This is a genomic window from Muribaculum sp. An289 (assembly GCF_002159555.1).
GTDB classification, from domain to species: Bacteria; Bacteroidota; Bacteroidia; order Bacteroidales; family UBA932; genus Merdivivens; species Merdivivens faecigallinarum.
The window spans coordinates 1-19,744 of sequence record NZ_NFIV01000020.1 but is presented as its reverse complement, the minus strand read 5'-3'; the positions used below and the strand labels follow the sequence as shown (position 1 = coordinate 19,744).

Sequence of the window (19,744 nt, the reverse complement as noted above, 5' to 3'; positions counted from 1 at the left end):
TTAAGCCCGCCATCGCCGATGGTACTGCCCGTAAGGGCGGGAGAGTAGGCCGCCGCCGTCCTTGATGAGGAGGTCCCAGCGACACCGGGCTCGTTCCGGTTCGTACGCGGGGGCCTCCTTTTTTTCGTATCATCCGTCCACTCCCGGCCCGTTCCCGTTTCAGGCGGGGGCCAGGTTTTCCACCCCACGGCCAGCACCTCCTTTGTGGGCCCTTTGATAATCAGTAAGTTATGATAAAGAGCCCTGCTTTTGGGTGCGTTACAAGGCACCCAAATCTATCCCTGTTTTTGCAAGTCGTTGATTGTCAGCGGCTCCGGAAAGGAAGGCTGGCTGTGGGGTGGAAGATTTGCCGGTAAAATCCGCTTCGCCCGCCAGTCCATCCTCTCCCGCATTTCCTCGGCAAAGAAGTTGTTTCCCCGGCCGCCAGAAAACGAAAGTTTGGAGCGAGTCGTGTTTTCTTAAGCAATTGACAGTTAAGCATTTGTAAATATTGAACTCGCTTCAAGCATTCTGGAATAATACAAGAATAATACTAATTATGCCAAAAACTAAACGAGAAAAAGAAGGCGGCGAATGGGGGGGGAGTGAAAGAGGAAGAGAAAAGAGGAAGAGGCAAATGAAAGTGAAGAATGAGAGGGGAGAAAAGGAAAAGAAAAAGTGACGGAAAATGAAAAGTAGAAGTAAAAGTAAAAGAAAGAGGACAGACTGTAAAAAATAGTCTGCCCTCTTTGAACATAAACCTAATTAATTTTTCTTTACTGAGTTGAGTGTCGCCTACCGTGCCAAATTATTTAAGTGTCACCAGCCGTGCTGAATATCGCCGTTCATATCGAGTGTCATGAGTTCTGCTTAATCTAGGCGGCAAGACTAATGCAGGCGGCCATGCTGATAGGCGGTCAGGCTGAATGTTAATCAGTCGTCGTATCTGAGTACTTCGAAGTTGCTGTTGAATACGATTTCAAGGCCGTTGTTGAGCTCTACCTCGTATCTGTTGTATTCACGGGAGAGTTTTTCGATGGTGTTTCTCGGGTGTTTTGCCTTTACGTATTCAAGAAGTTTTGCCGGGATAGCCGATTCAGGGACAGCGTTGTATTCGCAATCTATGTCTTTCCATTCGCCGTTTCCGCGGAACTCTATTTCGTCACCGTTTTCGAATTTGACATCGAATGTTGTGCTTGTCAATTCGGTCTCTTCGATAATGTATGCGATTTGATGTGACGGGAAGTTTTTCTGGATGAACTCCTGGGAAACCTGAGGAAGTTCGTTGAATTCGATAATCCTTTCCCTGTCGAATGAGAAAAAAGTACTGATTGAAAGAAGAACTGAAGTGAGAACTGTTGTAATTGTCATCATGTCTTTAAATTTTTAAAAGTTAATATTTAGTCGTTTATTTGTTTTCGTGATGCAAAATTGGAGCATGAAACTGAAACAATTCTGAAAAAAATGCATAAAATCGGAATTTTCTTGAAAATTTTTGAAAAACAGTCTTGGTCCGGACGTATAGCGGGTAGGTATATGATAACACGTGTCGCAGGTATTTGGTAACAGGTATCAGGTAACAGGTATCAGGTATCAGGTAGCACAGGTAACATAGGCAACACATGCAACATGCAGCAGGCAATGGCAGTATTATATATAAGGTATAGGCTACAAATCTATCGTGAAAAAATGCATTCCGTCTTTGTATGAATAGACGATTCTGAAACCATAGCGCTTGCAAATGGCATCTACGATGGAAAGCCCGAGACCGGTAGATTTGGATGAGCTGTCGCCTTTGTAAAAACGCTTGTATATTTCGTTTTCATCCAGTGGCCCTGTCTGGGACGTATTGGCTACGGTCAGTTTTCTGTCTTTCTTGATTATATGGACATGGCCACCTTCCTTGTTGTGTATGAATGCATTGCGTATGAGATTGCTTACCAGTGCCCCGGCAAGGGTCGGGTCCATTTTTGTGCGGATTTCTGAATTTCCTGAAATCTCAAGGGATATGTTTTTTTCGGAATATATTTCGGAAACGTCTTCCGAGCATTCATCGGCCAGTTTTCCTAAGCTCACTTCCTCGGTGTCTTCGAATTTGTCATTATCTATCTTGCTGAGCATCAGTAAAGTCTTGTTGAGTTTGGACAGGTAGGCGAGCCTGTCGTCTATCCTTTCCAGATGGACAAGTTGTTTTTCGGTTATGTCCGGATCCTCGGCGAGCATTTCGACCGAGTTCTTGCAAACTGCAAGCGGTGTCTGCATTTCATGGGAAGCATTGCCTATGAACAACTTCTGCTGTTCGTATATTTCATTGGTCCTCTCTACGCTGTCCATTACGGCCTCCCTGATGAGCCGGAGTTCGGTCATTTCCTTTTTCCCTCCGGTGAAGTCCGCAGGTTCGCCTACCCTGTGTTTCCGCAGCCAGTCGAGCAACTTGTACATGGGCCTCATCCTCCTGTATATGATAAAGGCTATGATCGATATTATCGCGAGCACGAGCACTCCTCCGAGTATGATGGAACTGTTTACGAGTATGGCTGAAAAATCTTCCTTGTCGAATGAAGGTGAAATGACAGTGATTCTGTACCATCTTCCGTCAGGAAAATTGTAATTGAATGCCAGGGCCCTTACGTCCTGTTCTTCACGAATGTCGTCCAGATAAATCTCATCGTTTTCAAACGTCCATTCCGGATTTCCTTTTCCGTAAGATTCGGAAATCCTTTCCATGAAACAGTTGGAATTCACCCAGAAATTGATGGCGACACTGTCGGGGCTTACCCCGCTTTCAAATCTGTGTATCAGTCCCTCGGCATATTTTTCAAGGTATTCGTCGATTTCTTCGTAAACTTCGGATACGGTCGTGTGGTATGTGAATATCATCCATGCGGAGATAATCACTATCAACGATACGGTCGTGTTTATCAGTATTCTGGTGATGAGTTTCATGTTTTATCGGAGATTCATTCCTTTACTAATTTGTAGCCGAATCCGTAGACTGCCTTGATTTCGATATCGGCACCGGCGGCCTGCAATTTTTTCCGCAGGTTCTTGATCTGGGCGTAGATGAAATCGAAATTGTCCGCCTGGTCAATGTTGTCTCCCCAGACGGCTTCGGCGAGGGTAAGTTTGTTGCTCACATGTTCAGGCCTTGTCATGAAGTGCAACAGTATGTCGTATTCCTTCCGTACAAGCTGTACTTCGGTCTGTACGACAAAACATTTCCGGGTAAGCGTATCAAGGGAAACATTGCCGTAGTTTATCGTGTCGGAACCCTTTTTTAGGCCGCGGCGCGTAACGCTCCTTATGCGGGCCGACAGTTCCGCCAGGTGGAAGGGTTTGGTTATATAGTCATCGGCTCCGATATCCAGCCCTTCGAGTTTGTCTTCGAGGGAATCCTTTGCGGAAATAATCAGGACGTGTGCCGGATTTTTCTCCTTTTTCAACGTTTTGAGAAGTTCCATGCCGCTTCCTCCCGGCAGCATTATGTCCAAAAGTATTACATCATATTCATAGTCATTGGTCTTTTGGGCCGCGGTGTCGAAATCTGTAGCGGACTCGACGGTATATTTCTCCGCCGAAAGCATTTCGCACATCATCTCCCTTAAGGCCGGCTCGTCTTCAACTACAAGTATTTTCATTGTCGTGTCATGTTTTTTACAATCATCCTACAAAATTATCCTTAAATTTTGAAAGAAATCTGAAATATGCCTGAAAATTCACCCTGTGCACTGTGATATATTGTCCAATCTTGCATGTATCAATAGTTTGCAAAAACATGTATAAATAATGTACAAATTGATTTTTCCGATGACCGTACGGTAAAATTGGAAAGTTTGCGGCAAACGCCTAAATTTGAATTAATAATTAACAATTTTTTAAAAAAAAAGTCAAGCGAAATGAAACGTGGTTTTTATGTTTTTTTATTGACACTTTTTGTGGCCGGATGTGAAACGGTCGAAAAGGAAATTCCTATTACCGGTCTGACATTGGAGCCTTCGGAACTCTCCATGAAAGAAGGTGAGGTGGATAGTCTTAAGGCTACTATCACGCCGGAAGATGCGACTAACCGCAACCTTGTCTGGAGTTGCGAACCTTCGGGAATCGTGTCTGTCAATGCAAATGGCGAGGTGACGGCATTGCAGGAAGGAGTTGCTGCAGTAAAATGCACTACTGAAGACGGGGACTTTTCCGATGAATGTATAGTTACCGTATGCAATGTGCCCTCTTTCCCAGGCAAGACAGTGAAAGTAACGGCCGGTACTTTCCAGATGGGTTCCCCTGAATATGAGCAGGGAAGGATGGCAGATGAAACCCGTCACGAAGTCACCCTTACCAAGGACTTCTATATGAGTGCATACGAAATAACCAACGCGCAGTATTGCGAATTCCTTAACGCTGTCGGAGTCAAGGACGAGACCGGGCTCGGTTACGGTTCGGGCGTTGTCGAATATCTGGATTTGCTAACGGGCGAATATGTTAGCGAGACACAGATTTTCATATATGATTGTACTTCTGAATTTTGCGGAGAAGACGAGTGGGGAGTGACTTTCAACGAGACTTCATCTTCATGGGAGCCTATGCCCGGATATGAGAATTATCCTGTAGTGTTTGTGACATGGTTCGGCGCCATGGCTTATGCCGATTATGTACAAGGTACGCTGCCGACGGCTGCGCAGTGGGAGTATGCCGCACGTGCTGGTAACTCCACAGCTTATTTCTGGGGAGACGATCCTGCGCTGATCGATCAGTACGCATGGTATGAAGGGAATTCAGAAAACCATACCCATCCTGTAGGGGAGAAACAGCCTAACGCATGGGGCTTGTACGATATGTTAGGAAACGTATGGGAATGGTGCAGGGATCTGTATGGACCTTATCCTACCGGCTCTGTAGTCGATCCTGTGAATAATGTGCCTGGCGAATACGGAAAAGAGTACGAGCTCAGGGGTTCGAGCTATTATGAATCCGCAGCCATAAGCCGTTGCGCCCTCAGATACGGCCATCAAGACTGGAGGTTTTTCTGCGTAGCCGGTTTCCGTGTAATTTTTGAAATAGACGAGTAAAATTATTTGCAATGAAAATCAAGTATCTGTTTGCAGCTCTGGTCGCTTCTTTAGTGATTGTGCCAGTCTCATGCGATAAAGAGCCTGACACTGGCTCAGAGGAAGTGCGTGTCGAAGGAATATCTGTAAATCCATCCCAACTTACGATAAAAGTAGGTGAGACTGATACGCTTTCATATGAAATAATTCCGGCTGATGCAGAAAACAAGAATGCTACATGGAGTTCGCAGAATGAACGTATAGCCATCGTAGACGAAGATGGCATTGTTACCGGTGTGGCTCCGGGAACAGTCGAGATAATGGCCCATAGCGAGGAAGGAAATTTCCTGGATATGGCCGAGGTTACCGTGCTCGAGGCAGAAGTCAGGGTTAATTCAGTGTCGATCGATGTGGAGACGGTAAGGCTTTTCCCTGGAGAGACATATCCGCTTGAATATGTGGTTGAACCTGTAAATGCTACGAATACCGATGTCAGTTGGTCTTCTGGTGATGAAAGCGTGGCCACCGTTTCAACCGAAGGGGTCATTACCGCTGTAGCCATAGGAGAGACTGAAGTGACAGTTACTACAGTGGACGGAGGTTTTACCGCTTCCTGCACCGTGCTCGTGCTTGATATAAAAGGGCCGACCTTTACGTTGGAAATGGTTCCTATCGAGGCTGGCACTTTTATGATGGGAGCACCAGAGACCGAACCTGGATATTTGGGCGAAACACAGCATGAGGTGACACTGACGCGTGATTATTATATGAGCATATATGAGATAACCACTACCCAGTATGCTGAATTCCTCAATTCCAACAATATCGGGCAGGAAGGAACGGGAGAAGTGACCTATATTGACAACGGTGAGGAGGTGACGGCTGTCAAACTGTTTGTTTCCGACTGTACTCTTCCCGATGTAAGTCTCGGAGGCGCTTGGGATCATGCCCTGTATTGGAATGCTGAAAAAGACATGTGGGAACCGGTTCCGGGATGCGAGGAATTCCCTATGGGCCATGTTTCCTGGTACGGGGCAGTCGCCTTTGCTGACTGGTACGGTGCGGAGCTGCCTACCGAAGCCCAGTGGGAATATGCATACAGAGCCGGTACGCAGACAGTGTATCCTTGGGGGGACGACCCGGAACAGGTCAATGATTATGCCTGGATTTATGCTGCCGACGGCCAAATGCCGGTATTGCATCCTGTAGGCGGGAAATTACCTAATGCGTGGGGACTTTACGATATGGCCGGCGAATTGATGGAATACTGTTATGACTGGTATAGTGAACTCGGCAGCGAACCGGTGACAGACCCTGTCGGGCCCCTTACGGGTGAGTTCCGTGTATTGCGCGGCTCTTGCATAACGCACAATTATTTTTATTGCCGCAGTGCCTATAGAAATGAATATGATCCGGAAAAAACCGGAGCAGGCGGCCTTTACGGTTTCCGCGTGATTATGTATGAATAAAAACAGATGTAAAAAACGATAAAATGACAAAGCGATAAAATGACAAAGCGATAAAATGAAAAATAGAATCTTCAGTCTTATTCTGACATTGTCAGCCGTATCGGTATTTTCCTTTATTTCCTGTACTCCGCAAGGGCCTGATCCTGATGGTGACGGGGATGGTACGGATACTACCGTTGTACAACCGGTCAAGGCTGACAGCATAGCGGTAGAACCGCAAAATCTTACGTTGAATATAGGTGAAACCCAAGTCCTTCAAGTGGAAATATACCCTGAAGAAGCTGCTGGGCATCCGTTGACATGGACTTCGTCGGATGAAAGTGTCGTTACGGTAGGTGAGGACGGGACTGTCACAGCCATAGCTTCCGGAGATGCGACAGTTACCGTTGCCTGCGATGAGGTCTCTGCCGATTGTCTTGTTACAGTACAGAGAGCATTGCCTCTTGACGCAGTCCTTATTCCGGCCGGGACTTTCCTGATGGGAACCCCTGAAACGGAGCCTAACAGGGGAGAGAACGAGGTCCAGCACGAGGTTACTATTTCCAAGGATTTTTATATGGGAAAATACGAGGTTACAAATGAACAGTTCGCCGAATTCCTCAATGATATAGGTTGCCCTGACAACGGGTATTATGAAATATCCGAGGAAGCCGGTGTCAAGCAATTGGTTATGCCTGACAAGTGGGGGGTATTGTGTGAAAACGGCATATGGGCTCCGTCCGAAGGTTTTGAGAATTTCCCTGTAATCTGTGTTACCTGGTACGGTGCCGATGAATATGCCAAATGGATAGGAGGAAGTCTTCCTACAGAGGCCCAGTGGGAATATGCCTGCCGTGGAGGACAGACCGAAAGCCTGCCTTTCGGCATAGGTGACGGTACCAGGCTTACCTATGAACTTGCCAATTTCAGAAGTACCCACCCTTACGATGTCGCCCAGGGAGGAGAATATGAAGATCCTCAGGAGGATTATCGCGCAATCACTACCGAGGTCGGTTCTTTCGAGCCAAACGGCTACGGCCTGTATGACATGCACGGCAATGTGTATGAATATTGCTCCGACTGGTATGGAGATTATCCGGAGGGCCCTGTCACGGATCCTTCCGGCCCGGACTCAGCTCCGGACTATACAAAGGTCATCAGGGGGGGCGGCTGGTTTATCATGGGACAATACTGCCGCTCTGGAGAGCGTGACCACTTCCATCCGGATATGTTCGATATATACATCGGTTTCAGGGTGGTTTTTGCCAAATAGTTGGAATTAAGTTATAAGTTATAAAAACCGAGAATGAAGAAGATTTTTGTTTTTTTCGGCTTGTTGCTCGCGTTGGCGGCCTGTAAGCCTTCAACCCCGAAAGTAAACGAGTCGGAGGTGCAGTTCAATGCGGAGATTATGCCTTATGAAGGCGGCATGTCATCCGCAATGGAATGGAACGGAGGCGAATCCGTATGCATTCAAGTTGAAGATATCGAGAACCCCGGAGAATGGGGAGAGATAAAGGGTTATGTAGCCGATGGCGGAAAACTGACATCGGAAGAGCCTTTCATAATGGCCGAAGACGAAGGCCGCAAGATTGTCCGTGCATGGACTTCGGACGGGACTTCGGCTGATTTTCCTACGGAATGGGCGGTAGGTGAAGACCAGAGTTCAGGCAGCGAAAGCCTGTCGCGTAACGATTTTCTGTATGCCGTTTCGACTATGGGATACGGTGAGGACGGAAATCTGTCTTTCTATCCGCAGACGGCAAGGATAATTGTAAATGTTTTGCAGAACGAATATGTAGCGGAGGCTTCGCAAATCGTTTCACTGGCATTGGGCGATGGCGACATGGCCGTGTCGGGGGCATGGACAGCCCCGGAGTCCGGTCTGAATACCGGTGAATGGACTGTCGAAGGAGGAAATGCGACGATATCGCCTCTGAAACTCGCTTCGCCGTCTTCGGGCAGCGTGGCTACTTACCGCGCAACAGTGGTGCCGCAGAATATGGAAGGCAAGAACCTTATAGTACTGACTTTGGATAATGGCGTGGTTACAAGCTATGTCCCTGTTGCCGGTGATGCGGCGGCTGTAATCGAGGCCGGGCACGAATATGTCTGCGATGTTACGGTTGACGGTGAGGATTATGCCTTGACAGTGACCGTATCCGAAGGCGGTGCATGGACGGACGGCGGTTCGACGGATATCGATTCGGAGCCGCTCAATTACAAAAAATACGGTCCAGAAGATACGGAACCTAAGGTCGGCGATTATTTTTATTCCGACGGCTCGTGGTCTGATGGCGGATTGCGCCGCGTATATTATGCTGACGGCACTATGGTTTGGGACGATGTAAAGCCTGAACCTTCATTGGTAAATCCGGATACGCAGCAGTCCCGTTCCGTCATAGGTATTATTTTCACGACGGATACCGACAGGATGGGCGAGGCCGAGAAACAGGCGTTGTCCGGAATGGGGACGGAACCTCACGGTCTGGTAATATCGACTTCTGCTGCAAATTACGGCAACGGTTATGCTTGGTGCTTATATCCTGTGGATGAAACAGAAATCGGCATTCCGAATGTCATGGATTATGTTTCCTGCAATGCGGATATAAACGGCTATTATTACAATCAGCAGATACGTAGCGGGAGGGACACAGATTACAGCCTTGGCTTGTATCCTGCCTTCATGGCTGCTGAAGATTTTGCGGAAGAAGCGGCCGGCCCGGCCGAAGGTACAAAGACTACCGGATGGTATCTTCCTTCAGTAGGGCAGTGGTTCGATGTCCTACGTAATCTCGGTGGCATCAATGTCGATGACGGGGACGGCTCGTATATGGTCATGTCGTCGACGGATTTCATGTGGATGGATGTAGGAGACGTGCCTCAGGCCCTCAACGACATGATGGAGAATGTTCCTGATGAGAGCAAGGTGCTCTACAATGCAGGTGATGTATGGACTTCTTCGGCGGTGTCGCAGTCACATGCGAGAAGTCTGTTCCTGGACAATTTCGGATTCCTGCGTGGCAGTGCCAAGTCCAAGACAAGTTCTTCAGGACAAGTCCGTTGCGTGCTTGCTTTTTAATGTTTCATAAAAAATAGGATTAGATAATGAAAAATATATTTTATGTTTTATCCCTGTTTTCGGCAGTATTCTTGTTTTCCTGCTCTAAAGAGAACGGCCAGACCGTGGTTGCCGACAACTTTCCTGTAATAAAAGTGCATGACGGGGGCTATGCAGGTACCAAAGCTTCGGAGGAAGACTACACTACTGTTTTCACTGCCGGTGACAAAATCGGGGTCTTCATGTTGGAAAACGGGACAATTTCCGGAGAGATAAACAACATTTGCTTTACAGCAGTGGAAAGCGGGGAAGGCCTGGTATGGGAAGCCGATTTGGAACTGCCTTCACTGTCGGACATGGACGGCAAGGTAGTGTATGCCTATTATCCTTATACGGCGGACCTTCCTGCGGAAGTAGACCCTTCCGCTTCCGATGACGAAGGTTTCTTCGCCGCTGTCGCGGATGCATGGCCTGTTGCGGAAGACCAGTCCGATTATGCTGATTATACTGCATCGGATTTCATGACTTCGACAGGTGTCCTGAACGGAAGCACTCTGAATTTTTCCATGAAACACAGAATGTTCCTTGCAGCTGTAATCCTGCCTCATACTATCTATGTCTTTACTAATGAAGATGTTGAGCTGCCGAATTACAGCATACTGCCTTCAAATCTGAAATTCGAAGGATTCGCGCCTTGTATCCTGTCAAACGGAGCATTTGCCTATCTGATCAATCCTGCCGGTGAACCCGTGACACTTTCCGGAGAATACGGACAGGGACAGGACGTATTGGCGTGGACTGTCGAGCCGGAACCTGTCAGCGGCTGCTATCACAGGTACGTGATAGATGATGCGGAAGCTATTGAAATCCGGCATGAACTCCAGGTCGGCGACTTTTTCCTTGCCGACGGTTCCCTGTTGTCCAAGGATGCTGATGCTGCCACGGTCGGCAGTTCCGAGGTGGTAGGAATAGTTTTCCAAATCAATCCTGATCGTATAGGCGAGGGGGAGAAAGCCGCTTTGGGCAATTCGGTCCACGGTCTGGTGATGGCTACGAAAACGTTGGGGGATTATGAGCCGTTCCAGTGGTTCGTGGATGCCAGCGGAAATTACAGCCGTGATGAGACCGAGATAGGCATTGAGGATTATGTAGGAAGCGATTCATACAATACTTTCTTATTGGTTGACGATGATATAGAAGGATACGAGACCAACAGGCTGATTCGTGAAAAGCGTGCTGCCGATTTCGAAGCCGGATATTATCCCGTATTCAAGGCGGCCTATGAATCTTCTTCCGCTACCCTTATGAACCTTACCACCGGATGGTATCTTCCTTCCAACGGACAGTGGTTCGATATCGTACGCAATCTCGGCGGAGTAGCTCTGGAGCATGACGGTTTCAGGTCAAGTGAGCCTACGGATTTTTATTGGGAAAATCTCGACTCTCCGTTGTTGGGCATAAATGCCGCGATGTCAAAGGTTTCTGCTGAAAACAAGAATGATTTTGTCAATTCCGGATATTATTGGACGGCTTCCACGGCTACTTCCGATATGGCTCGCTATATCGGCCTCAGGGATGTAGGTTCCAATGTAATGTGCGTTGCGACATATAGGAAAGACTATCTTTACGGCCGTTGCATACTTGCATTTTAACCGAATCAGGATGTTTTAAAATTTATGGTGTTTTTAAAATTTATATGAATGAAAAATTTTTATAAAATACTGTTTTTTGCCGCTCTGTCCGTCCTTGTGGCCGGTTGCGGTGAAAAGGGACCCGACGGACCGGATGGGATTGAAGTTTCCGGCGTAACCCTCAGTGAAAACAGCCTTTCCATTATAAAAGGAGGAATGTCGAGGCTGTCCTATACGGTCGAGCCCGAGGATGCGGAGGTTTCGAGCGTGTCATGGGAGTCTTCTGACCCGGCTGTCGCGTCAGTGGACGGAAACGGCCTTGTTACTGCTGTCGAAATCGGTCAGTGTTCAGTAATCCTTACCGTGGACGGTATCGAGGCCGAATGTTCGGTGTCGGTACTGGGAGCTCCGGTAGAATCGATTTCCGTCTCTCCTGAAACGGCGCAGATAGAAATCGGTGAAGAGCTTCAGTTGACAGCGACAATCCTTCCGGAGGAAGCGGCTTCGGCCAATGTACAATGGGCTTCTTCCGATAACGGGATAGCGACTGTGTCCGAAGCCGGAATCGTGACGGGTGTGGCCGGTGGAGAAGCGGTCATAACCGCAGTAGCCGGTGAAGCCAGTGCGGAATGTACGGTAACGGTGCTTGGTTCGATAGTTCCGGAGACGGTTGAGATACCGGCAGGAACCTTCATGATGGGCGCCCCGGAAACGGAATGGCATAATTTTAGCAATGAAAGGCCTCAGCATCAGGTTACTTTGACGGAAGGCTTTTCCATGACGAAATACGAAATAACCAACAGGCAGTACGCCGCTTTCCTCAATGAGATGGGGATAACGAAAGATAGCGACAATTATGGCAGGGGGACTGTGACTTACGAAAATAACGGAAGTACCGTTACCGAGACCCAGGCGTATATCGCTGACAGCCGTATCTGGGCAGGAACTCCTAATGAATCCGATTACGGCCTGCATTATGAGGACGGGGAGTGGATTCCAGCAGAGGGATGTGACAATTATCCTGTGACTTACGTTACATGGTACGGAGCCGTTGCTTATGCCGAGTGGTTGGGCGGAAGGCTCCCGACCGAGGCCGAGTGGGAATATGCCTGCCGTGGAGGCCAGACTGAATCCCTCCCTTTCGGAATTGATGATGGCAGGAGACTGAACCAGGGTATGGCTAATTACAATACCAACTATTATTATGATTATGATGCCGGAGGTCAGTTTAAAGACCCTAACGCCACTCCTGTCGGACATCCAGTAGATGTGGGGAGCTATCCGTATGCCAACGGTTTCGGCCTTTATGACATGCACGGGAATGTACTTGAGTGGTGCAGCGACTGGCTGGCTGACTATTCAGGGAATGCGGAGGCTTTGGTGGATCCCGAAGGACCGCTAAGCGGCGATAACAAAGTCGTGCGTGGAGGTACTTTCACTGTTTCGAGTGCATGGGATGCCGTTGCCTGCCGTTCTGCCTACAGGAGAGGCGCTGCTCCGGGTTATGCATTGATGAACTGCGGAGTGCGTGTGGTTTTCGATAAGTAAAATTTTCATGATTTGGTTATACAATAGGAAGATTGCGGCCTGTTTCTGCGGGCCGCTTTCTTTTTTTAGAAGCTGTTTAAAAATTTTTCTCAGAAAATTTGAGACAGCTTCTTAATGTAATGACGTTAAATCGAATTAATATGAAAGGACGTACGGCGAAGCGGGAGCGGACGGGACGCTTTTTTCTACCCCATAGCCAGCTGGTCTCTTTTGAAGTAATTGATAGTCAATAACCTGCAAAAATACAAGCTGGCTTTGGGTACCTCAGAAAGTACCCAAGCGCAGGTGTGATTTTGGTAAAAAGTTGATTATTAATACGTTACAGAGATAGTAGATGGACGTGGGGTGAAAAATATGCCGGCAAAATTCGATTCCTACCTATTTTCTCGATTTTTCTTCTTTCATGCTTTGTCCCGCAGTTCCTTTACCCGAGATATAGGTTTTTCTGGCGCGGAGATGCAGGTTTCCTGGCCTCCCGAAAAAAGTTTGGAGCGAGTCATGTTTTGCTAAATTGTTAATAATCAATGATTTACTAAAATATAGCTCGCTTTTGAGTGGTGTGCGGACATGGTCAAAAGCGAGTGTGTTTTTTAAAAATAGTTGATAATCAGTTATTTATAAATATTTTACTCGCTCCAAACAGTCAAGCCGGGAACGCCACGACTTGACCGCATTGCTTGTAAACGACTATAAACAACTGCTGAACTTTTCCGAATGAGTAAGACACAAAAAAAGAGACACAACTTTCAAAGTCATGTCTCTTTTGGTTTTATTTAGCCGGACTTATTTGACTTCCTCGTAATCCACATCCACGGTGCCCGGGTCATTGCTTCCGTTTGAAGAACCGTTGCCGGTGTTGTTGCCTGCTCCTGTGTTGGCTGAAGAGCCTGGGTTGGCGTTGCCTGCGGACTGGCCTTCCTGGGCCGCCTTTGCCATATCCTCGGATGCCGCATGCCAAGCATTGTTGATGTTTTCAAGAGCCGAGTTGATTGAATTGATGTCTTTGGACTCGTATGCGGATTTCAGCTGTGTGAGTGCGCTTTCTATTGCAGCCCTCTTGTCGGCCGGAATCTTGTCACCGTAATCCTTGAGGTTCTTTTCGCTCTGGAATATCATTGCATCCGCCTCATTTATTTTATCGGCTTTTTCGCGCTCGGCCTTGTCGGCAGCCTCGTTGGCCTTGGCCTCGTCACGCATCCTCTTGATTTCTTCCTCGGAAAGTCCGGAAGAGGCCTCGATACGTATCTTCTGCTCCTTGCCTGTGGCCTTGTCCTTTGCCGATACGCTCAGGATACCGTTGGCATCAATGTCGAATGTGACTTCAATCTGAGGAATGCCCCTCGGAGCCGGTGCGATTCCGTCGAGATGGAAACGTCCTATGCTCTTGTTGTCCTTGGCCATCGGACGTTCTCCCTGAAGCACGTGTATTTCAACTGAAGGCTGGTTGTCCGCCGCGGTCGAGAATACCTGCGACTTGCGGGTAGGTATCGTAGTGTTGGCTTCAATCAGTTTTGTCATGACGTTGCCGAGGGTCTCGATACCGAGCGAAAGCGGGGTCACATCGAGCAGAAGCACGTCTTTCACATCACCTGCGAGCACACCGCCCTGGATTGCCGCGCCTATGGCTACGACTTCGTCCGGATTGACACTCCTGTTAGGTGCTTTGCCGAAGAATTTTTCAACGATGGCCTGGATTGCAGGTATACGGGTCGAACCGCCGACGAGCAATACTTCATCGATATCCGAAGCCTTCAGGTTGGCATCTGCAAGTGCCTTGCGGCAAGGCTCGATGGTCTTCTGTATGAGCGAGTCTGCAAGCTGCTCGAACTTAGCCCTCGTAAGGGTCTTTACCAAGTGTTTAGGACCCGTCGTGTCTGCCGTGATGTAAGGCAGGTTGATTTCAGTCGAAGTCTGGTTGGACAATTCGATTTTTGCTTTTTCGGCAGCTTCTTTCAGCCTTTGGAGCGCCATAGGGTCCTTCTTCAGGTCGAAACCGCCGTTCTCTGCTGCAAATTCGCCTGCAAGCCAGTCTATGATGGTCTGGTCGAAGTCATCGCCGCCGAGGTGGGTATCGCCGTTTGTCGAAAGTACTTCGAATACGCCGTCGCCGAGGTCGAGAATCGAGATATCGAATGTACCTCCGCCGAGGTCGTATACTGCGACTTTCATTTCCTTGTTCTTTTTGTCAAGGCCGTAAGCAAGGGCGGCGGCAGTAGGCTCGTTGATGATACGCATCACCTTGAGGCCAGCTATTTCGCCGGCTTCCTTGGTGGCCTGGCGCTGTGAGTCGCTGAAGTATGCAGGGACTGTGATGACAGCCTCGTGTACTTCCTGTCCGAGGTATTCTTCGGCGGTCTTCTTCATCTTCTGGAGAATCATCGCCGATATTTCCTGCGGCGAATAGAGTTTTCCGTCTATGTCGACACGCGGAGTATTGTTGTCGCCCCTTACTACCTTATAAGGTACGCGGGCGATTTCCTTGTCTACCTGGTCGTATTTTTCACCCATGAATCTCTTGATGGAGAACACGGTCTTGTGAGGATTGGTTATGGCCTGCCTTTTTGCGGCGTTACCCACTTTCCTTTCCCCGTCATTGGTGAATGCGACAACGGAAGGGGTTGTCCTCTGGCCTTCGTTGTTGATGATGACCGTAGGCTCCTTGCCTTCCATGACGGCCACGCAACTGTTGGTTGTTCCTAAGTCAATACCGATAATCTTTCCCATAATATTTTTCTCCTTTTATATTTTCTGTTTAAAATTATTTTCGTTCTCTCGTCCCGTTTTTTTGCAGGACGGCATTTCATACTCGAAGAACGTGCCAAATGAAAGTCCATGACAGAATGTCAGTTTTTTGATTAATTTTGCCGTGAAAATATCATACGTATGAGGCCATTGAGACTTTTATTCATCCTGCCGGTTTTTATCCCCGCGATGCTGCATGCGGGAAATCTGCGTGATACGCTGTGTGTGGAAACTGATTTTGAGTCGGCTTCCCTGGACTCGGTGACAGTTGACGGGAACATATTGAAAATAAATGTTTTCTCGCGTTTCGATCCGCTGAATCCCGTGGATACCGCCCTTGAACCGAGTGCGCGCTGGTACAGCTTTATGCTGGAAGGTGTCAAGGACAGGGAGGTCCTGATGCAGTTCCATGGCAGCGAGGCTGTCAGGCCGTTTTACAGTCATGACGGTCGGAATTACGAACGTTTTTCCTCCTGCGAGTCGCTCGGCTGCGACAGGATATTGAAGCGTTTTTCCCGAGATTCCGTCTATGTCTCATATTTCATACCTTACACGTATTCTTATCTGCTTGAGCGTATAATACATTGGTCTTCATCGAAATGTGTTTCGGTGTCATCGGCCGGGAAGAGCACTCTCGGAAACGATATGCCGCTGCTTGTGATTACCGATACTGAGGTGCCGGATTCGCTAAAGAAAGTAATATATATCCATGGCCGCACGCATACGAGCGAGGCTCCGTGCAGCTGGCATCTCGATGCTGTCATAGAAAGGCTGGCTTATGGACAGGACGGCCTTGCTTCGGAACTCAGGAAGGCGGCAGTCTTTTACATAGTGCCTTTCACCAATCCGGACGGGGTGATTCACGGGCTTTCACGCTCGAATGCCACGGGAGTGAACCAGGAAATCAACTGGGACAGGCCCGATTCGCTGACATGTACGGAAGTGCTGAATCTGAAGTCTCTGCTTGAAGGCATTCTGGAAAGGCACGGGAGGATAGACATGGCGCTTAACATGCATTCGCAAGTCGAGGATTATGCTACTTATTGGGTGCATACCGCGGAATCCACTTCGCCGGATTTCTTTGCGGACGAGATGCAGCTGGCCCGGCTTACGATGGAGGGCAATCCGTATTTTGCTCCGGGCGATCTGGAGTTTTCCGACCTTGCCCCGAGGTATCTTGAAGGCTGGCTGTGGAAAAAATGCGGGGAAGACTGCCTTGCAATCACTTTCGAGACCCCATATACCTATTATTCAGAAAATCCTGATGGCGAGTGGGTTTCGCTGGAAAACCTTTCCGCATTCGCGGACCATACCGTACAGGCCATAGGGGATTATTTCCATGTTTCCGTTCCGGGGAGGCTGCTTTTCCCTTTGGAAAACGGGAAACGTTCGAGGGTAGTAGTCAAAGGTCTCCAGCCAGGAAAATATTCGGTGTCGCTTCTGGAGCGGAACGGGATTGACGGCTGGATTGATGCCGGTGAGGTCGAAGTGGGGAAAAACGGCCGGTTCTCGAAAAGTTTCAACGGGAAAAAATATGTGTCGGTCAGATTGGAGCGGAAAACCCGGGATAATTTTTAAAAGGTATTTATTATGACGGAAAATATTTATCGCTTGCTTTCCCGCGAAGAATTCGATGATATCGCATCGAGGATAGTCTATGAAGACAACCATGTCCTTGTCTTCAATAAGAATGCGGGCGAGATAGTCCAGGGGGACAAGACCGGCGACGAACCGCTTTCGGAAACATTGAAAGCCTTCATCGCCATGCGCGATTCCAAACCCGGACATGTGTTCATGGGGGTGACCCATCGTCTCGACCGTCCTGTCGGAGGGGCCGTAGTCTTTGCCAAGACATCCAAGGCGCTGGAGAGGCTCAACGAGGCATTCCGCAAAGGCGAGGTGCACAAATGTTATTGGGCAATGGTCTGTGCATGCCCTTCGCCGGAATCCGGGGAACTTACAGGATGGATGGTCAGGAACGAAAAACAGAACAAGAGCTACGTATGTCCTTCCGAGCGTCCCGGAGCGAAACTGGCGAAATTGAGGTACAGGCTGCTGAGGCCTACTGACAGATACTGGATAGTCGAAGTGGAACTGCTTACCGGCCGTCATCATCAGATACGCTGCCAGTTGGCTGACATCGGTTGCCCGATCAAGGGCGATTTGAAATACGGAGCACCAAGGTCGAATAAGGACGGAGGGATATCCCTTTATGCCAAACGGGTCGAGTTCGTCCATCCGGTCCGCCGGGAGCCGGTGATAGTTGAAGTGCCTACGCCGCTTGATGATACCACCGCGCACATTCATCGGCCTTACAGGTGCGTGTAGCGGCTATCCTTGTGCTCGGTGGTGTAGATTACAATTAAGATAATCAGGGTCTCCGGTGACTTCCTTGCCAAGCCACTCCGGTTTGGCAAACGGTTCGTTTTCATCGTCCAACTCGATTTCGGCCACGGTAAGCCCTTCGTTGGCGCCGTGGAATTCGTCTACTTCCCATACGTGGCCTTCGTATTCCACGATATGCCGTGTCTTTTCGATGATTCCCGGAAGGGCCTGGCTGATGAGTGCCCGGGCTTCCTCTGCCGGGATTTCGTGTTCCCATTCGAATCTGTTTGCCGCCGCTGTCCCGCTATGCGCCGCCGTGGCATGTCTTTCCGCCTTGAAGGTGATGAAGCCCTTTCCGCCGCGTATCCTTACCCGCAGACTCCTTTCGTCATCGCACATAAGATAAGCTTGGACTATTTCCGAGCGGGATTTCGCAACGGCCTTATATGCATCGGACAGGACAAGGAATTTTCTTTCTATTTCCGTATTTTCCATTTTATTCGCTTTTGTATTCATGCCTTGAATTTTTCCATGGACAGGTCCCCGCGGGCTTCGGCATTGCGGATTTCGGTCGATGATATCTCTATCAGCGGGGCGTTTATTTTCCTTATGCCGAGGGCCCCTTTTGCGTATGCTTCCTCTATGAGCCTGCCGGTATCGTATCCTTTCCGCGGGTATACCCAAATCTCATGTCCGGCGAGTATTTCACGGCCCCTGTACCATTTGTCGATGATTGCAAGATTGTCGGCGCCTATGACGAGGACGAATGCGGTGTCCGGTTCGCGTTCATGCAGCGCTTCGAGTGTCCTGTATGTGTAGTGCGGTTCCGGAAGGCGGAATTCGATGTCTTCAATCGCGATATCCAGATTGTTCCTCATACATGCCTGCCTTATCGCTTCGAGCCGTTCATGCCAATCCGAAGATGGAGAGGAAGATGATGGTTTCAGGGGGTTGTGCGGAGATGGCATGAGGCGTACTTCATCGAAACTGCCGCATTCCACAAGCCACCTTGCTATTGCGACATGCCCGACATGCATCGGATTGAACGAGCCAGGATACAGTGCCACTCTTTTTTCCATCGTGATAGATAAATTTACAGACAAAATTAAGGAAAAAGTGCGGATTGGATTTAAACAGCTTCTGAATTGTGAGAGAAAATTTGTATATGAATAAAAAATAACTTATATTTGGCCATTGTCATAAAAAACATTAAAACCGCATTAGTCCATGACAAAGTTGTCTCATAATGAATCGGTGCGGCTGCCTATCAGGGCAGTATAATTTTGCGCTGTCCGCGTGTTCCGGATAGCGCGTTTTTTTCGTGTGCATCGGATTTTTGGGTTAACAATAATTTTGAATTATTTTTATGAATAACAGACGTATAAACAGACATGAGATTGAACGCAATCTGCTTAATCTTCGTCAGTTTACTTTTGAAGTGACGGATGCGTGCAATCTGCGATGTCGTTATTGCGGCTACGGAGAACTATATGAAGGTTATGATGAGCGAAAATCTTCTTTAATGTCTTTCAAACAAGTCAAACCGCTTGTAGATTATCTAGCTTATATTTGGCGTAACGGTATGGCCGATTCATACAGACCTTTGACATATATAAGTTTTTATGGTGGAGAACCTCTTCTCAATATGGATTTTATTAAGGAGATAGTTACTTATTTTGACAGTTTGAGCTTGGACAGGCATATAATATATTCAATGACGACCAATGCAGTCCTTCTTGATAAATATATGGATTATTTTGTAGATAATAATTTCCATTTATTGATAAGCCTTGATGGTGATGAGAGGGCTCAGGGCCATAGAATAGATGCTAGTGGACATAATAGTTTCAATACTGTTTTCACTACTGTCCCGTAAAAGTGGATAAATAGTTCTTTGAAATTATTGAAATATAGTCAATTACATGGTTTTTTGAAATGAAACGGACTTGATTTTGCAACTTTGCAGTC

Annotated in this window: 17 protein-coding genes; 10 read left to right on the top strand and 7 right to left on the bottom strand. The window is 48.1% G+C overall.

The window, feature by feature from the left end:
* The coding region (locus B5F83_RS10730) for a hypothetical protein (RefSeq protein WP_204207390.1) at window positions 1–269 on the bottom strand (269 nt) is incomplete at its 3' end.
* A 269-nt stretch (window positions 270–538) separates the two neighbouring features.
* On the opposite strand from B5F83_RS10730, the gene B5F83_RS10865 reads away from it, so the two are divergent.
* The gene (locus B5F83_RS10865) at window positions 539–661 is read left to right on the top strand and encodes a hypothetical protein (protein WP_255376122.1); all 123 of its coding nucleotides are present in this window, start codon (window positions 539–541) and stop codon (window positions 659–661) included.
* 251 nt (window positions 662–912) lie between these two features.
* Here the strand turns inward: B5F83_RS10865 and B5F83_RS10215 are convergent, their stop codons facing one another.
* From B5F83_RS10215 to B5F83_RS10205, 3 genes are all read right to left on the bottom strand, one after another.
* Entirely contained in the window at window positions 913–1,353 is a 441-nt protein-coding gene (locus B5F83_RS10215; protein ID WP_087280654.1) for a PepSY-like domain-containing protein, read from the bottom strand.
* Between the two features lie 294 nt (window positions 1,354–1,647).
* A complete protein-coding gene (locus B5F83_RS10210) occupies window positions 1,648–2,925 on the bottom strand; it encodes a HAMP domain-containing sensor histidine kinase (RefSeq protein WP_087280650.1) in 1,278 nt (425 codons plus the stop codon).
* Between the two features lie 14 nt (window positions 2,926–2,939).
* Complete coding sequence (locus B5F83_RS10205) at window positions 2,940–3,617, bottom strand: response regulator transcription factor (RefSeq protein ID WP_087280647.1); 678 nt, start codon at window positions 3,615–3,617, stop codon at window positions 2,940–2,942.
* 258 nt (window positions 3,618–3,875) lie between these two features.
* On the opposite strand from B5F83_RS10205, the gene B5F83_RS10200 reads away from it, so the two are divergent.
* Genes B5F83_RS10200 through B5F83_RS10175 form a run of 6 tightly spaced genes read left to right on the top strand, consistent with a single transcriptional unit; the run spans window position 3,876 to window position 12,709 of the window.
* The gene (locus B5F83_RS10200) at window positions 3,876–5,042 is read left to right on the top strand and encodes an SUMF1/EgtB/PvdO family nonheme iron enzyme (RefSeq protein WP_087280645.1); all 1,167 of its coding nucleotides are present in this window, start codon (window positions 3,876–3,878) and stop codon (window positions 5,040–5,042) included.
* A gap of 11 nt (window positions 5,043–5,053) precedes the next feature.
* The gene (locus B5F83_RS10195; protein ID WP_087280642.1) at window positions 5,054–6,490 is read left to right on the top strand and encodes an SUMF1/EgtB/PvdO family nonheme iron enzyme; all 1,437 of its coding nucleotides are present in this window, start codon (window positions 5,054–5,056) and stop codon (window positions 6,488–6,490) included.
* Between the two features lie 55 nt (window positions 6,491–6,545).
* Window positions 6,546–7,742: an SUMF1/EgtB/PvdO family nonheme iron enzyme gene (locus B5F83_RS10190; protein WP_087280639.1), complete on the top strand. Its 1,197-nt coding sequence runs from the start codon at window positions 6,546–6,548 to the stop codon at window positions 7,740–7,742.
* A 33-nt stretch (window positions 7,743–7,775) separates the two neighbouring features.
* Window positions 7,776–9,551, top strand: coding sequence for a fimbrillin family protein (locus B5F83_RS10185; RefSeq protein ID WP_087280636.1), 1,776 nt, complete (start codon window positions 7,776–7,778; stop codon window positions 9,549–9,551).
* Between the two features lie 26 nt (window positions 9,552–9,577).
* Window positions 9,578–11,182: a fimbrillin family protein gene (locus tag B5F83_RS10180; RefSeq protein ID WP_087280633.1), complete on the top strand. Its 1,605-nt coding sequence runs from the start codon at window positions 9,578–9,580 to the stop codon at window positions 11,180–11,182.
* A 48-nt stretch (window positions 11,183–11,230) separates the two neighbouring features.
* Window positions 11,231–12,709 carry an SUMF1/EgtB/PvdO family nonheme iron enzyme gene (locus tag B5F83_RS10175; protein ID WP_087280630.1) on the top strand — a complete coding sequence of 493 codons (1,479 nt, stop codon included), beginning with the start codon at window positions 11,231–11,233 and terminating at the stop codon, window positions 12,707–12,709.
* A gap of 783 nt (window positions 12,710–13,492) precedes the next feature.
* Here the strand turns inward: B5F83_RS10175 and dnaK are convergent.
* Window positions 13,493–15,433, bottom strand: a complete 1,941-nt coding sequence (gene dnaK, locus B5F83_RS10170) for a molecular chaperone DnaK (RefSeq protein WP_087280627.1) — start codon at window positions 15,431–15,433, stop codon at window positions 13,493–13,495.
* 159 nt (window positions 15,434–15,592) lie between these two features.
* Between dnaK and B5F83_RS10165 the strand changes: the two genes are divergently transcribed.
* Complete coding sequence (locus B5F83_RS10165) at window positions 15,593–17,029, top strand: M14 family zinc carboxypeptidase (RefSeq protein WP_087280623.1); 1,437 nt, start codon at window positions 15,593–15,595, stop codon at window positions 17,027–17,029.
* A 12-nt stretch (window positions 17,030–17,041) separates the two neighbouring features.
* Window positions 17,042–17,779 carry an RNA pseudouridine synthase gene (locus tag B5F83_RS10160; RefSeq protein ID WP_087280620.1) on the top strand — a complete coding sequence of 246 codons (738 nt, stop codon included), beginning with the start codon at window positions 17,042–17,044 and terminating at the stop codon, window positions 17,777–17,779.
* A 3-nt stretch (window positions 17,780–17,782) separates the two neighbouring features.
* On the opposite strand, the gene B5F83_RS10155 is transcribed toward B5F83_RS10160, so the two are convergent.
* Complete coding sequence (locus B5F83_RS10155) at window positions 17,783–18,271, bottom strand: CYTH domain-containing protein (protein ID WP_087280657.1); 489 nt, start codon at window positions 18,269–18,271, stop codon at window positions 17,783–17,785.
* Between the two features lie 17 nt (window positions 18,272–18,288).
* The gene (gene nadD, locus B5F83_RS10150; protein WP_087280617.1) at window positions 18,289–18,855 is read right to left on the bottom strand and encodes a nicotinate (nicotinamide) nucleotide adenylyltransferase; all 567 of its coding nucleotides are present in this window, start codon (window positions 18,853–18,855) and stop codon (window positions 18,289–18,291) included.
* Between the two features lie 287 nt (window positions 18,856–19,142).
* On the opposite strand from nadD, the gene B5F83_RS10145 reads away from it, so the two are divergent.
* Complete coding sequence (locus B5F83_RS10145) at window positions 19,143–19,652, top strand: radical SAM protein (RefSeq protein ID WP_087280614.1); 510 nt, start codon at window positions 19,143–19,145, stop codon at window positions 19,650–19,652.
* Window positions 19,653–19,744: the final 92 nt, after the last annotated feature.